This window comes from Alistipes communis (assembly GCF_006542665.1).
In the GTDB taxonomy this organism is placed as follows: Bacteria; Bacteroidota; Bacteroidia; order Bacteroidales; family Rikenellaceae; genus Alistipes; species Alistipes communis.
This window is the reverse complement of sequence record NZ_AP019735.1, coordinates 709,374-724,147: the sequence shown is the minus strand read 5'-3', so window position 1 is coordinate 724,147 and position 14,774 is coordinate 709,374. Positions and strand designations below refer to the sequence as shown.

Annotated in this window: 11 protein-coding genes and 1 tRNA gene; 8 read left to right on the top strand and 4 right to left on the bottom strand. The window is 50.5% G+C overall.

The window, feature by feature from the left end:
• Window positions 1–59: 59 nt before the first annotated feature.
• From FMF02_RS03085 to FMF02_RS03065, 5 genes are read left to right on the top strand one after another with little or no spacing between them, the layout of a single operon-like run.
• On the top strand, window positions 60–1,724 hold the full coding sequence (locus tag FMF02_RS03085; RefSeq protein WP_141412173.1) for a CFI-box extended C-terminal domain-containing protein: 1,665 nt from the start codon (window positions 60–62) through the stop codon (window positions 1,722–1,724).
• Complete coding sequence (locus FMF02_RS03080; RefSeq protein ID WP_141412172.1) at window positions 1,711–2,622, top strand: hypothetical protein; 912 nt, start codon at window positions 1,711–1,713, stop codon at window positions 2,620–2,622. Before FMF02_RS03085 ends, FMF02_RS03080 begins: the two co-directional genes overlap by 14 nt.
• Before the next feature lie 12 nt (window positions 2,623–2,634).
• A complete protein-coding gene (locus tag FMF02_RS03075; RefSeq protein WP_141412171.1) occupies window positions 2,635–5,142 on the top strand; it encodes an Hsp70 family protein in 2,508 nt (835 codons plus the stop codon).
• A 1-nt stretch (window position 5,143) separates the two neighbouring features.
• Window positions 5,144–6,913, top strand: a complete 1,770-nt coding sequence (locus FMF02_RS03070) for an AAA family ATPase (RefSeq protein ID WP_141412170.1) — start codon at window positions 5,144–5,146, stop codon at window positions 6,911–6,913.
• A 5-nt stretch (window positions 6,914–6,918) separates the two neighbouring features.
• On the top strand, window positions 6,919–7,392 hold the full coding sequence (locus tag FMF02_RS03065; RefSeq protein WP_179952782.1) for a tellurite resistance TerB family protein: 474 nt from the start codon (window positions 6,919–6,921) through the stop codon (window positions 7,390–7,392).
• Between the two features lie 155 nt (window positions 7,393–7,547).
• On the opposite strand, the gene FMF02_RS03060 is transcribed toward FMF02_RS03065, so the two are convergent.
• From FMF02_RS03060 to FMF02_RS03050, 3 genes are all read right to left on the bottom strand, one after another.
• Window positions 7,548–7,634: transfer RNA gene (locus FMF02_RS03060), tRNA-Leu, on the bottom strand.
• Window positions 7,635–7,868: 234 nt separating this feature from the next.
• Complete coding sequence (uvrC, locus tag FMF02_RS03055) at window positions 7,869–9,689, bottom strand: excinuclease ABC subunit UvrC (protein ID WP_141412169.1); 1,821 nt, start codon at window positions 9,687–9,689, stop codon at window positions 7,869–7,871.
• A gap of 8 nt (window positions 9,690–9,697) precedes the next feature.
• The gene (locus FMF02_RS03050) at window positions 9,698–10,651 is read right to left on the bottom strand and encodes a calcium/sodium antiporter (RefSeq protein WP_141412168.1); all 954 of its coding nucleotides are present in this window, start codon (window positions 10,649–10,651) and stop codon (window positions 9,698–9,700) included.
• Window positions 10,652–10,932: 281 nt separating this feature from the next.
• Between FMF02_RS03050 and FMF02_RS03045 the strand changes: the two genes are divergently transcribed.
• From FMF02_RS03045 to FMF02_RS03035, 3 genes are all read left to right on the top strand, one after another.
• Complete coding sequence (locus FMF02_RS03045; RefSeq protein ID WP_019131393.1) at window positions 10,933–11,298, top strand: hypothetical protein; 366 nt, start codon at window positions 10,933–10,935, stop codon at window positions 11,296–11,298.
• Between the two features lie 238 nt (window positions 11,299–11,536).
• Complete coding sequence (nhaD, locus tag FMF02_RS03040; protein WP_179952781.1) at window positions 11,537–12,892, top strand: sodium:proton antiporter NhaD; 1,356 nt, start codon at window positions 11,537–11,539, stop codon at window positions 12,890–12,892.
• Window positions 12,893–12,975: 83 nt separating this feature from the next.
• Window positions 12,976–13,407, top strand: coding sequence for a GNAT family N-acetyltransferase (locus tag FMF02_RS03035; RefSeq protein ID WP_141412167.1), 432 nt, complete (start codon window positions 12,976–12,978; stop codon window positions 13,405–13,407).
• Here the strand turns inward: FMF02_RS03035 and FMF02_RS03030 are convergent.
• Entirely contained in the window at window positions 13,402–14,772 is a 1,371-nt protein-coding gene (locus tag FMF02_RS03030) for a GNAT family N-acetyltransferase (RefSeq protein ID WP_141412166.1), read from the bottom strand. The genes FMF02_RS03035 and FMF02_RS03030 overlap by 6 nt on opposite strands.
• Window positions 14,773–14,774 lie beyond the last annotated feature (2 nt).

Sequence of the window (14,774 nt, the reverse complement as noted above, 5' to 3'; positions counted from 1 at the left end):
CAAATAATCTAATTAATAGATTGTTTTCCTAGAACTTTCAATGATTTGAATACAAGCATATGTTAAAATTGATTGAGGCAAATCCATTCCGAACCTTGGGCGTGTATTCTAATGCATCCTTAAAAGAGATTACGGCCAATAAAACTAAACTGGCGGCATATTCAAAGGTGGGAAAAGTTATTACATTTCCATCTGACCTTCAGCAGTTATTAGGAGCAATCTCTCGAACTGGTGATAGTATTCTTAATGCAGAACATGAGTTAACGCTGCCGATTAATAAAGCAAAATATGCATTATTCTGGTTTATTAATGCAACTCCAATAGATAAAATGGCTTTGGATTATCTCCAAAATGGAGATGTCAATAAGGCTATGGAATTGTTTGGTAAAAAAGCAACATATTCAGCGTTAATAAATTTGTCAGTGTTGCACTTAATCAACAACAACCTAGGAGCTGCTATTGGGTGCGTGTCATTTTTCGTGAAAGACAGCGACGCTGTTAATGCTTTCATTATGGCAATCGGTGGTAATACTATGCCAATATCCGCATCTGACTTGTGGAAAATGTACATGGATGTTTTATTGACCAATTGGAAACCTAAAGCAATATTAGACGCAGTTCAAGCATGTGCAGGCGACACAATCTATATTAAGGATAAGGTGCTATCGGAGTATATGCAAAAAATCAGGAGCGAGATTGCTGTTGCAAAGAAAGTGAATAGCCAAGATGCAATAGCTTCATATGCGGCTGGTAAAAATCTAATTAGCAAAACGCGCATTCCATTTGCTGCGCTAAAGCGCTTGATGTCAGCAAATCTTCAATATCAAGTTATCGCGGATGAATTAGCAGAGCAGATTCTACAATGTGGAATTAATTATTTCAACAACTCCAATGACTCCGATGATGTCGACAAAGCCCTGGAGTTGCAAGAATATGCCTTAAACATTGCAGTATCAAAATTAGTTAAAGACCGATGCAAAAAAAATGTTGACATACTGAATAAGAGAAAAGAGCAGGAAAAAATAGGTGCAGATGTAGAGTATGTTGCAAATGAGTTAAGAAGATTTAAAGATAAATATGCGACTATCAGTGCCGCCAGCGAATTGGTATCCAACTGCCGCCCTCATCTCCAAGTCATAGCCAATAATCTTGGCAAGGATAACGAATTGTATCTTCAAATATCAACCGCTGTTGCCAACAACGCATTGGGAATGTTAGTGTCTGTTATAAACAGAGAGCAAAATTCAGCTAGCCAAAATATCTCCGCTTTGGAATCACTAAAGGATTCGGTGGATCGAGCAATGTCTGTTATGTTGACAATAAGAACACTCGATATGTCTTCTGCAGAACGCGCTCGTCTTGCAACCAACAAACAAACGTTGTCTGAAATGAGGGATCAAATTTCAGCTGCTGTTAATAAAATCAATAGTCTTAAACGACAATTAGAGAATTATAGCAGCCAGGCATCCTCTTCGTCAAGCAGTAGTGGTTGTTATATCGCAACAATGGTTTATGGAGACTACGATCATCCTCAAGTTCTCGTATTGCGAGATTTCCGAGATCAAATTTTACAAAAGCACCGATTGGGGCGAGCATTTATACGTTTTTATTATCGATACTCCCCCACATGGGTTGAGCATATGAAGGACAAAAAGAGAATCAATAAAATAATACGAAGTCTCCTGGATAAATTTATAAAGATATACAATAATGAAAAAAATTAGTTTATTAAGTTCTTTGGCTCTCATGGCCTCCACTGTTGTTTTTGCCAACACAGATAGTCTTGCTCTTGTTGAGCTAAAACAGCGTGTCGTTTTGCAGCAACAGGCAGACAGCATTCAATTGGTCGCATTGAAAGGGGCTATTACGGAATTACAGGTCGAACAATCTAAATTGCAAAAGGATATTCTAAAACAGGCAGAAACGATTGATGGCATAAAAGAAGATATCCAACAAGTTGACACTAGATTGACTGGTGTTAACGACAGCTTGAATGCATCAATTGGAAATACCCGAGTTCAAGTAAAGAACCAAGCTGAACAAACAATAGGATTAGCAAATAATCTCCAGAGCAAAACAATATGGGGCATTGTTGTGTTGTGTCTCGCATTTGTTGGTTCAATTATCATATGTATTTTCCTCCATCGCAAAGGAGATAACAAGATAGAATCCCTGAAAAAAGCCGCAGAAGAGTTGAATGGGAAGATTGTAGGACAATTGGCTATTGAGATTGGCGAATTGCAGAAAATAGCATCCACGGTTGGCAAGGCATCAGGGAGCAATGAATCTTCAGATGCAGAGGTGCAACTAATAAAAGCCTTGGCTGACAGAATCACTTTCATGGAAATGACGCTTTATAAAATGGACAAGGATGTAAGAGGCCACAAACAATTATCAAAGGCGATCAATCAGATGAAAGACAATCTGCTTGCCAACGGTTATGAATTAGTTGACATGTTGGGAAAGCCGTATCACGAAGGCATGAGGGTAATAGCAAACTTTACTGAAGATGAGAATCTTGAAAATGGAACTCAAATAATAACAGCGATCATTAAACCTCAGATTAATTTTAAAGGTCAAATGATTCAAGCTGCGCAAGTAACAGTTAGTCAAAACATTTAATACATTAAGAATATGGTACAAGTTAAAATGCGATATGGAATTGATTTGGGAACAACCAATTCTGCAATCTGTAAAATAGAAAATGGAGAGCCTGTCATTAGAAAAACAGACACATTAAAAGACACTCTTCCTTCATGTGTTTCTTATACTAAAAAAAGAATTATCCGAGTCGGAGATAGTGCATATAACGATTTACGCCAAGATAAGTCTAAAGCCACAAAAAAATGGTCTAGAGGTGAAGAAAATGTATACATTGAGTTTAAGCGAACAATGGGTTCTTCAACCCAATATATGAGTTCGTATATGGGGCGCGGTTTTTCTTCGGAGGAGCTTTCGGCCGAGGTGCTTAAAACGTTGCGTTCTTTCATCACAGAAGAAAGTATAACATCGGCCGTCATAACTATCCCTGCGAAATTCAAAACAGACCAGATTGCAGCAACAAAACGAGCTGCAACATTGGCGGGTATTACACATTGCGAACTCCTGCAGGAGCCTATTGCTGCCTCTATGGCATACGGGCTTAGTACAACCAAAAAAGACGGCTATTGGATGGTATTCGACTTTGGTGGCGGAACTTTTGACGCTGCCCTATTAAAGGTTGAGGAGGGCATCATGCAAGTCGTTGACACTGAAGGTGACAATTATCTGGGCGGAAAGAATCTAGACTATGCGATTGTTGATGGAATTATTATTCCATACTTGAAAGAACATTTTTCGATTGACTGCATTCTTGCAGACGATTCCAAACGAGAGATTCTGCGAGATGCCATGAAATTCTACGCTGAACAGGCAAAAAATCAACTATCATTTAAGCCTAAATGTGACATCACATCACAATTAGATGAATTCGGCGATGATGATGAAGGGAATGAATTGGAACTGGATATGATCATCACGGAGGAACAACTTAAGCCGGTAGTTGCTCCTATTTTCCAGAAAGCCATAGACATATGCAAACAACTTATCAGCAGAAATAATCTTGCTGGTAAATTGGATACCCTTATTCTTGTTGGTGGTCCTACATACTCACCCGTACTCAGACAGATGCTTCGTGAGCAGATAACTCCGAATGTGGATACAAGCATTGATCCGATGACTGCGGTCGCTCGAGGTGCTGCATTATATGCTTCTGGTATTGACTGCGAGGCCACGACTGAATCTAAATCAGGGTTCATTGCTCTTGAAGTGCAATACGAATCAAATACGGTGGAGACACTCGAATTTGTAACGGTCAAGGCCTCGTCAAAAGATTCGTCAATGCCTCTACCTTCTCAATTATATATTGAATTGATCCGAGGGGATAAAGCATGGTCAAGCGGCAAAGTCGAAATTAATGAAATTGGAGATGTCATAGAATGCCAACTCATAGAAGGGAAAGCTAACACATTTGCTATTGTTGCGTATGATAATAGCGGCAATATTATTCCGTGTTTCCCCAATGAGATCACAATCGTACAGGGAACGAAAATAGGCAATGCAGTTCTTCCATATAATATTGGCATTGAAGTACATGACGAAATAATTGACAAAGACGTGTTCATGCCATTAACTGGACTGGAGAAAAATCAACAGATACCTGCCGTTGGGGTTAAAAATGGGCTCAAAACGCCTAAACAAATTCGTCCGGGTATGGCAGCCGACAGATTAATCATTCCTATCTATTTGGGTGAATTTAATGCGGAAGGGACAAGCGCCATACATAATGATCATGTCTGCAACGTGGAGATCAACGGAGATGATGTTCCTGCGCTTATACCAATGAATAGCGATATTGATATCATTATCAAAGTCGACAGATCGCAAATGATGCGATTGGAGGCAACATTCCCTGTCATTGGTGAAACTATTGAAAAAGAGATTGAAATTGGTCAGCGCGATGGCGTTCATATTCAAGAATTAACCCAACGCTTAAATGAGGCCATGGCTCAACTGAACCGATTTAAAGAACAATCAGGTATTAGTGATGCGGAAATTAACGATGCAGATGCTATTATTACGGATGTTTACAAGCGTTTTGACAATGAAAAAAACAGCGAGGACGGGAAGATGCACTTGCTCGCAGATTTGAGACGTGCATTTATTGCACTGGAACGTGTCGAGAAAAATCACGAATGGGATACTTTGGAAACGGAAATACGAGAAGAATTTGATAGGCTTGAAAAGGCGAACAATGATTTAGGCAACAAACACGATGAGGCCATCGAGAGCTTACGCAAACAAGCCGATGAGGCCATAACCAGAAAGGACGTACAATACGGTAGAATTGTTCTGAAGCAGATTCACGAGCAGTTTTTTGCAGTGACATATATCTATCAAATTATCGGATTTATCCATCATCACTCTCAATCGTTTGGAACATTGAAATGGAAGGATCCCATGCAGGCGAGGTCGCTTTTAAACATAGGTCTGCAAATTATACAAAACAACCCAACCGCGGAAGAACTGTTACCCATTGTCCGGGCGGTAATAGATCTTCTCGATATACCGGAAAACGAAAAGCCAACCATAGGTTCATTATAATATGCCTACATTTAGCAAGAAACAACGCATAGGCAACTACATAGTAACCTTTCATGTAAAGGACAGTAAATACGCCGAAACATACAGGGTAAAAGATGAGACAGGGAAAAACTTTTTCCTAAAATTATTTGATTACTCGAAACTCCATCGCACACAATTCGATGAAGGAGGGGAAATTTTGGAGTTGTCTATAGTCAAAAATGTACATCATCCCAACATATTAACTCTTCATGATGATGGAGAGTTAATATGTAATGGGTGCAAGAAAGCATATGCAGTATATGACTATATTGTAGGTGAAACTCTTGCTGAAAAGGTGAATCGTGAGAGACAATGCTCGTTGTATGACGCCAGGCAAATTACATTAGGCATATTGGAAGGAGTTCGGTATCTTCACACGAAGCCTCAACCTATTATGCACAATGAATTAACCATTCAGAATATAATGCTGGACCTATCAAAGAGTATACCCACACCCAAAATTATTGATTTTGGGTATGCAAGATATCTCCAGCAAAGTCAACGTGATTTTTTAACGGAAGGACTTAATCCATTTTACATGGCTCCAGAAACATTTAATGGTGTTTTTACAGCACAAAGCGATTTGTACTCAGTTGGGGTGCTATTATACCATATATTGTTTGGATTGCCACCGCATTTTATAGATTTATCTCCGTTTCAGCAAGATCGTAACAACCTAATTGATGCCATCCTAAACGAGCGGCGCAAACCGCTTAAAGTACCAGAATTTAGTGATACCAATTTGTGGAGCCCAATAGTTGAGGTCATAAATAAGGCTCTTGCTGAAAATATCGATGACCGATTCAAGAATGCAGAAGAATTCATTAAGGCTTTAACAGGCGAAATAAAAATTTGTCGTAACTCTAGCCATAGTTCACCGACACAAAGTAGGCAATTGTCAAAATCATCGACTCGCTCCGGAAATGGTTTTGCGGATGTTGCTGGCATGGAGATGCTCAAGGAACAATTACGTTCAGATGTGATTGATTTGCTGAAAAATCCCGAGCAAGCGAAGGAATTGGGGCTGGCTTTGCCAAATGGATTACTTTTCTACGGTCCTCCCGGATGTGGAAAAACATATTTTGCCGAAAAATTTGCAGAAGAGGTCGGTTGTAATTATATGTACATACGATGCTCAGATATAGCCTCTCCATATATCCATGGAGGTCAAGACAAGATTGCGGCGGTATTCGCAGAGGCTAGAAAAAATGCCCCAACAATATTGTTCTTTGACGAAATTGATGCAATGTTACAAAGTCGTAGCAAACAGGACAATGCAAGTATGTCGGGAGAGGTTAATGAATTTCTATCACAACTTAACAACTGTGGAATAGATGGTGTAATTGTTATTGGAGCAACCAATAAGCCAAACGAAATAGATGACGCTGCATTAAGAGCTGGTCGGTTGGAATTTAAATATTACATTCCACTACCAGACTTTGAGACTCGCAAAGCTTTATTTAGAATTCATCTAAAAAGGCGAAAAGTAGACCTTGGCATTGACTATGACAAATTGGCCAAATTAACAGATAATTATATATCGGCCGATATAAAATTAATCGTTGATACTGCCGCTCGATTCGTTTTTAGGAATAAGCTAAACCGCATATCATTAGAAGTCTTGGAAAATGCCATTAAAATAACAAAACCAAGTGTATCTTTGGAGACAATTAAAAGCTATGAAGCTATCAAGGCTAAATTTGAGCCCTCAAATTCTGAACCAACTGCAAGAAGAAAAATTGGATTTTAGCACATATGAAAACGAATGAATTATATTTGAAAACAGCTTTTTGCTGCATGGCATGCGATGGAGATATCGCCACAGAAGAAATAGAATTAATAAAAGAATATGTTGCTGCTCACCCTGACTTATTTGCCGATATAGATATTGAGCAAACTCTCAATATTTATATTAACGCCATAAATAGAAGTGGGGCGCATTTCTTAGTGGCATATATAGACGAGCTTGCCAACGATACATTATCAGAAAATGAGAAATTAGAAATAATTAGATTAGCAATATCTATCATTGAAGCAGACAAGAATATTGAATATTCAGAGGTGAGTTTCTTTAAGCGTATTCGCACTCAGTTTCGTACATTATCAGATGAACAGATTTTGAATATTCTCCCAGGACGGGAAATCTTCATGCTCCCTGATAACAATGAGGATAAATATGATTTTGGAGACTTCAAATTTGACAATATAAAATTATCAAAATTCATGTGAAAGCATAGAATAGATTAAGCCAACTATTATTCCATATTATCAACTATCAAAACTAGATTTAACGAACATTTCAGCACGTGTGGGGAAAATGTGGGGAAAATCCGGAAAAATAAAATCGCTTAATCCTTGTTTATCAACAGATTAAGCGATTTTACTGGTACCCGGAGCCGGGGTCGAACCGGCACGATATTGCTATCATTGGTGTTTGAGACCAACGCGTCTACCGATTCCGCCATCCGGGCAAGGCCGTTCTTTCGTGAAAGAATCGGGTGTGCAAATGTAGGGATTTATTCTCAATTTGCAAATTCTGAACCGATAAAAATGGCTGTCGCGGTTTTTCCGCAGTCGTTACGGCCGCATCGCAGGTATACGGAGGTGTCGTATTGCGTCGATAAGGGGCGTTCGGCGGTGCTTTCCGCATACAGGCTGAGAGTGGCGGAGATGTCGTGCGGCCTCGGAGGATTGCCGGCGGACGGTCAGGAGGATGCGAAGTGCTTGCGCAGGCGTTGCGTCCTGGCCGCACCGATCAGCTCGATGAGTTCCTCGTCGGAGGCGTTGCGGATGCGTGCGACGGTGCGGAAATGCCCGAGCAGCGTCTCGACTGTGCGGGGGCCGATACCGGCGATGCCTTTGAGTTCGCTTCTGAGAAAGTCGTTGCTGCGTTTCTGGCGGTGGAAGGTGATGCCGAAGCGGTGCGCCTCGTCGCGGATATGGCACACCACTTTGAGCGGTTCGCCCGTGCGGCTGAGGTAGTAGGGCATCGGATCGCCCGGGTAGTAGATCTCTTCGAGCCGTTTGGCCAGTCCCACGATCGGAACCTGTTTTTCGAGTCCCAGTTCGCACAGGACGGCATAGGCGTTCGAGAGCTGTCCCTTGCCGCCGTCGACGATCACCAGGTCGGGCAGCTCCTGTCCCTCGGCCATGAGGCGCGTGTAGCGGCGGAAGACGATCTCGCGCATCGAGGCGAAGTCGTCGGCTCCGACGACGGTCTTGATGTTGAAATGGCGGTACTCCTTGCGCGAGGGGCGGCCGTCGCGGAAGACCACGCACGAGGCGACGGGGTTCGTTCCTTGCAGGTTCGAGTTGTCGAAACACTCGATGTGGCGCGGCTGCCGCGGCAGCCGCAGCTCCCTCTGCATGGCGTTCATCAGCCGTTCGGTATGGCGTTCGGGATTCTTGATCTCCATGTTTTTGAGCTGCTCGGCGCGGTAGATGCGGGCGCTGCGCTCGGAGAAAGCCAGCAGGTCGAGTTTTTCGCCCCGCCTGGGTACGGTGAAGGTCACCCCGTCGAAGAGCATCGTAGCCGACGGCAGGAAGGGGACGATCACTTCGCGCGCCAGTTCGCCGCCGGCGATCTGCTCGACGACGTGCTGAATGGCCAGCGTCAGCATTTGCGCGCGGTCGGTATCGACGCCCGGCGTGAGCCGCACGGTCGAGACGGCCGTGATCGAACCGTTGCGGATGCGCAGGAAGTTGCAGTAGGCGGCATCGTCGTCCTCGACGAGCGAGAAGACGTCGACGTCGACGATGCGGGCGCTGACGATGACCGAACGGGCCGAATAGTTCTCCAATGCAGCGAGCCGCGATTTGTAACGCTGCGCCGTCTCGAACTGCAACGCCTCGGCCGCGCGGCGCATCTCCCCTTCGAGGTAGGCGCGCACGGGGCGCAAGTCGCCTTTGAGCACCGAGACGGCCATGTCGAGCAGTTGCCGGTACTCCTCGGCGCTCTGCGCGCCGATGCACGGCCCCTTGCAGTTGCCCAGGTGGTATTGCAGGCAGACGGTGTACCGGCCGCGCGCGATCGCTTCGGGAGCGAGATTGAGCGAGCAGGTGCGCAGCGGGATCACCTCGCGGATGAATTCCAGGATGCTGTGCTGCATCGTCACCGACGAGTAGGGCCCGAAGTATTGCGAGCCGTCGCGCTGCAACTGGCGCGTGGACTGGATGCGGGGGAAGTTCTCGCGGCGCACGACGATCCACGGGTAGGTCTTGTCGTCTTTGAGCAGGATGTTGTAGCGGGGTTGCAGCTCCTTGATGAGCGAATTTTCGAGCAGCAGGGCGTCGGTTTCGCTGTCGACGACGATGTGGCGGATCTCGGCGATCTGGCGCACCAGCACCCGCACCTTGGGGGGATGCTCCTTGTTCTGCATGAAATAGGAGGAGACGCGCTTGCGCAGGCTCTTGGCCTTGCCGACGTAGATGACCGTACCCGTCCGGTCGAGGAATTGGTACACCCCCGGTTCGAGCGGCAGCAGCGCTACCTGCTCTTTGAGCGGATTGCGGTCGGAGGGAGTCATCGCGGCGGTTATTTGGCCAGCAGCCACCAGAGGTAGGCGCCGTAAATAGCGAGGAAGAGCACCCCTTCCCAACGGTCGAGTGCACGGCGGCGGAAGGTGAAGGCGGCGGCGAAGAGGAGCAGCGAACTGAGGACGACGGCACCCAGCGTCACGGCGTCGATGCCGCCCGGCGTGAGCGGGACGACGGTGGAGCAGAGCCCCAGGATGAGCAGGATGTTGGCGATGTTCGATCCCACGACGTTGCCCAGCGCGATGTCGGGCCGGCCCTTGACGACCGAGACGACCGACGAGGCCAGTTCGGGCAGCGACGTGCCGCCCGCCACGAGCGTAATGGCGATCACCGACTCGCTGACGCCCAGCTTGCGGGCGATGGCCACGGCGTTGTGGAGGAAGATTTCGCCGCCGAAGACCAACGCCGCCAGTCCCCCGACGATCATCAGCGCCATGAGCCAGCCGGCTATCGGCCGTGCGGCGGGCGTCTCTTCGGCCGGCTGCTCCCTGCGGGCTGCACGGGCGGCCGTCCAGACGCTCAGTACATAGAGCAGCAGCATCGCGAGTCCCTCGATGCGGCCGATGCGTGCCGGATGCGTCGGGTCGAGCACCTCGTCGGCCAGCACGGCGCAGAGCACCAGCGACGCCGCGACGCCGACGGGCAGGTCGCGCCGGATGTTCTGCCGCGTGAGCGGCAGCGGGCGGATCAGGGCGCAGACGCCCAGAATGATGAAGACGTTGAAGAGGTTCGATCCCACGACGTTGCCCACGGCCATGTCGCCCTGCCCTTCGAGGGCCGAAAGGAAACTCACGACCAGTTCGGGCGTCGAGGTGCCGACGGCTACGATCGTCAGTCCGATCAGGAAACCCGGTACGCGGAAACGTTCGGCCAGCGCCACCGATCCGTCGGTGAGGTAGTTGGCTCCGGCCAGTATGAGAACGAGTCCTGCGAGGAGGTAGAGGTATTCCATAATGAGTCGATGTTGTACGATTCGTCGGTAAAGACGGGCGGTCGAACTGAAATCGGGTCGGTCCGATCTGTCGGAACGTCGTCTGTCCGGACGGAAATTCCGCATGGCAAAGATACGAATAAGCCGCGGGCAAAAGCAAATTTATTTGCATTTTGCCGAGGCGGAGTATCTAAGACGCAGTCAAAGATAGAAAATATCGTGCAATTATCCGCCGGCCGCCGGATCGGAATTTGGCCGTTCGGCGGAAAAAGCCTACCTTTGACGCAATTTCGGTTGGAAAAATGAAACTTCGGACGATCTTCGGTTGTGTGCTTGCCGGCGTGCTGTGGGTGCTGCTCGCGGCCGATGCGCGGTGCGTCGCATCCGACGGGGAGACGCCGCTGCCCGCTCCGAGCGAACTGACACGGCAGGTGCCGGTGCGCGTGGCCGACGCCTACGGTCTGCGGGCGCTGTTGGTGCGGTTGAGTTTGGAGGCGGGCGATACGTCCGCATTCGACCGGATGCAGGATCTCGGCCGGGACTTTCCGTCCCGCGACGGAGCGTCCGGCGGGTGGGGACAGGATGCCTCATATGTCCTGTCGGCGGTCGAACGGCGTGTGCCCGGCGACGCGGATCTGATTCTCCTGCTGCGGAAAATCCGGATTTAGCGGATGCTCCGACCCCTGCCGGTCGAGGGTTCTTCCCGCCGGCGCGCAATTTGCCGTTGCGCAATCTTTCCGACCGTTTTCGACCGGCGGGTGCCGAAACTGCCCGAATTGTGCCGAATGCGGAAAATAAAGAAGGAAAATTTTCGTTTTCGATCAGGAGGACCGCATTGTCGGCAGGCTCTTCCGGGTGCAGAAAACATCTCTTGTAAATAAACGGATTTAAAGCGATCGAGTAATTATGATTACAACCATGCTCATCCTGTTTGTCGTAGGCTATGCCTTCATCGCCTTCGAACACAAAACGGGAATCAATAAATCGGCCATCGCCCTGCTGATGTGCGGTATTCTTTGGAGTATTTTCAGTCTGGAATACCCCTCCGCCCTGCCCGGTCTCACCCAGACGACCGTGAGCGACGAGATCCTGCGGCATCTGGGATCGACGTGCGAAATCCTCGTCTTCCTGATCGGAGCGATGACGATCGTCGACCTGATCGACTTCCACGGAGGGTTCGAGTTCATCACGCGGCGCATCACCACGCGGCGCAAGGTGCGTCTGCTGTGGCTGGTGGCGCTGCTCACCTTCTTCATGTCGGCGCTGCTCGACAACATGACCACGACGATCATCATGGTGATGCTTCTGCGCAAGATCGTCCCCACGACCAAGGAGCGGATGCTCTTCGCCTCGGTGATTGTCATTGCGGCCAACAGCGGCGGCGCGTGTTCGCCCATCGGCGACGTGACGACGATCATGCTCTGGATGAAGGGCAACGTCTCGTCGGCCAAACTCATCGAGAGCCTCCTGCTGCCCTGCCTCGTGTCGCTCGTCATCCCTCTGGTCATCGCTTCGCGCTGGCTCAAAGGGTCGCTTCCTGAAACCGATCCGGCCGATGCAGGGTCGTCGCAGCCCGATTATATCTCCGACGGCGAGAGCCGCGCGATCCTCTTCCTGGGCTGCGCCCTGCTGGTGGCCGTTCCGGTCTTCAAGAGCGTGACGCACCTGCCGCCCTACATGGGAATGGTCACGGCGCTGGGCATCATGTGGGTCTTCACCGAGCTGATGTACCGCCGCAAGCGCAACATCGAGGAGTCGATCAAATGCCGCGTGGCGAAGGTGCTCAAACACATCGACATGTCGACGATCCTCTTCTTCCTCGGTATCCTGATGGCCGTGGCAGCGCTCGAAAGCGCGGGCATCCTGTCGGGTTTCGCCACGGGACTCAACGAACACCTGCACAACGTCTATGCGATCAATACGTTGATCGGCATCCTTTCGTCGGTGGTCGACAACGTGCCGCTCGTGGCGGCGTCGATGGGCATGTATCCGATTCCTGATGCGGCGGCCGTGGCGGCGAGCGCCGATCCGACCTATGCCGCGATGTTCGTGCAGGACGGTGTTTTCTGGCATCTGCTGGCCTACTGCGCCGGTGTGGGCGGCAGCCTGCTCATCATCGGCTCGGCGGCCGGCGTGGTGGCGATGGGCCTGGAAAACATCAACTTCGTATGGTATTTCAAGAAGATTTCGCTGATGGCCTTCGTCGGTTATCTGGCCGGCATCGGGGTCTACATGCTCGAAGTGTTTCTTTTCGGAATTTAGCCCGCATGAGCGGAGCGGATCGGGCGGACTTGCCGAAAAGTCCGCCCGATTTTCGTATCTTGCGGGGGAAAACGAACGAGTTTATGATACGGATTTACGAAGCGACCGAACCCTCCGACCTGTTGGCGGAGGCCTTTGCGCGGCTGCTGCCGCAGCTGTCGGAACGGATGACGGCACCCGACCGGGAGGCTGTCGCACGGATCGTCGCCTCGCCTGCGACCCGTCAGCTGGTCGCCGCAGCGGAGGACGGCCGGATCGTCGGGTTGCTCAGCGTGGCCCTTTACGACGTCCCTTCGGGGCGCAAGGCGTGGATCGAGGACGTGGTGGTGGATGCGGCGACGCGCGGTCGCGGCATCGGCGAGGCGCTGGTACGCGAAGCGCTGGCGTTGGCGCGCCGCGAGGGCGTCGCACGAGTGATGCTCACCTCGAATGCGACGCGCAGGGCGTCCCACCGGCTCTATGAACGAATGGGGTTCGTGCGCTACGAGACGGATTGTTTCCGGCTCGATCTATGATTCCTGCGGCAGATCGCTCAGGTCGAGCGTCTCGCCGGCGAAGGGTTCGCCGGTGAGCGGCAGTACCATGGCGCGGTCGTGCGCAGGGTCGCCCGTGCCGAAGTCGAAGTCGTCGTGCGTACGGAAGCGCGCGGGGTAGTCCCCCGCGAAACCGAAGCCGGCATACCAGCGTTGCAGCTCCTCGCTGCCGGGGATGAGCGCGGCGTAGCGGAATCCTTCGGCGCGGCAGCGGTCGAGCGCTTCGCGCAGCAGTCCGCCGGCCAGTCCCTGCTGCCGGCAGTCGGGCGCCGTCGCCACGGCGTAGATGTAGGCCGTATCGCGGAACGGCACGATGTGGAGCATCGCCGCGATCCGCCCGTCGCGTCGTGCGACGAGGCATCGCCGTTCGTCGTAGCGGCTCAGCAGAAACTGTTCGACATCGTCCTGCGTGTCTTCGGGGAAGCAGGCGAGCCACAACGCGCGGAGCTGCAACTGCTCCTCGGTGAGCCGTTGCGCCGTGAGTTTCGGTTGCAGGAAAAGGGGGTGGTAGGAGAGTTTCGACTGCCGCAGCCCTTCCAGTCCCAGATCCTCCTCGCGGTCGATGAGGGTGTAGTGCGGCGGCAGGTGTTGCGCGAAGAGACGGTTTATCATCGTGAAGGCGCCGTCGTAGCGGGTGTCGGCCTTCTCGACGTGGATGCAGAAGGCTTCGTCGTTGATGGCCGATCCGATCGTGAAGGCCACGAGCTTCTCCCCGACGAAGAGCGCGCCTCCGCGCAGTTCCAGCTCCCCGAAGTGGTCGAATGCCCGTTGCATGGCGCGCTGTTCGGCCGTCAGCTCGGCCGCATGGCTGTCGTGGCCGGCGCGCCATTCGCGTTCGAGGCGCATGCATTCGGGGGCGAGTGCAGGCGTCAGTTCCTCGTAGCGGTAATCGTAGGCAGCTTCGAAACGGTTGATATGGTTGCGTTTGGGCTGGTAGCGCCGTCCCGTGAGGTTGCGCAGGTCGTCGGCACGGTAGACGTAATCCTCGTAGTCGCGGTTGCGCCAGATGCCGAATTCGGGATGGGCGCGGCGTACGGCTGCGGCCCCTTCGGGCGTAAGTCCCGAGATGCGCAGCGGTTGTCCCGCGGCGCGGGCGTCGGCTTCGAGACGGGGGATGAGGTGCGTGAAATCGCCCTCGCCCAGCGGTTGCATGTAGCCGATGTGATGGCTGCCGTCGATGTAGAAGCGGATCAGCAGAAAACCCTCCTCGACGCACCATGCGCTGCGGTAGGTGCCTTCCCAGCAGTACATGTTGGCGAAGGCCAGATCGCAGTTGCAGATGCCCGAAGGGCGGGTGAAGCGTTCGATGGCGGCCTTGTCTTCGAGCCGCACGGGTCGGAATTCCATAG

Bases quoted from the DNA above. Each gene is read 5' to 3' on its own strand.
- nhaD (WP_179952781.1), top strand. From the start codon at position 11,537: ATGATTACAACCATGCTCATCCTGTTTGTCGTAGGCTATGCCTTCATC.
- FMF02_RS03070 (WP_141412170.1), top strand. From the start codon at position 5,144: ATGCCTACATTTAGCAAGAAACAACGCATAGGCAACTACATAGTAACC.
- FMF02_RS03085 (WP_141412173.1), top strand. From the start codon at position 60: ATGTTAAAATTGATTGAGGCAAATCCATTCCGAACCTTGGGCGTGTAT.
- FMF02_RS03080 (WP_141412172.1), top strand. From the start codon at position 1,711: ATGAAAAAAATTAGTTTATTAAGTTCTTTGGCTCTCATGGCCTCCACT.
- FMF02_RS03065 (WP_179952782.1), top strand. From the start codon at position 6,919: ATGAAAACGAATGAATTATATTTGAAAACAGCTTTTTGCTGCATGGCA.
- uvrC (WP_141412169.1), bottom strand. From the start codon at position 9,689: ATGACTCCCTCCGACCGCAATCCGCTCAAAGAGCAGGTAGCGCTGCTG.
- FMF02_RS03030 (WP_141412166.1), bottom strand. From the start codon at position 14,772: ATGGAATTCCGACCCGTGCGGCTCGAAGACAAGGCCGCCATCGAACGC.
- FMF02_RS03050 (WP_141412168.1), bottom strand. From the start codon at position 10,651: ATGGAATACCTCTACCTCCTCGCAGGACTCGTTCTCATACTGGCCGGA.
- FMF02_RS03035 (WP_141412167.1), top strand. From the start codon at position 12,976: ATGATACGGATTTACGAAGCGACCGAACCCTCCGACCTGTTGGCGGAG.
- FMF02_RS03045 (WP_019131393.1), top strand. From the start codon at position 10,933: ATGAAACTTCGGACGATCTTCGGTTGTGTGCTTGCCGGCGTGCTGTGG.
- FMF02_RS03075 (WP_141412171.1), top strand. From the start codon at position 2,635: ATGGTACAAGTTAAAATGCGATATGGAATTGATTTGGGAACAACCAAT.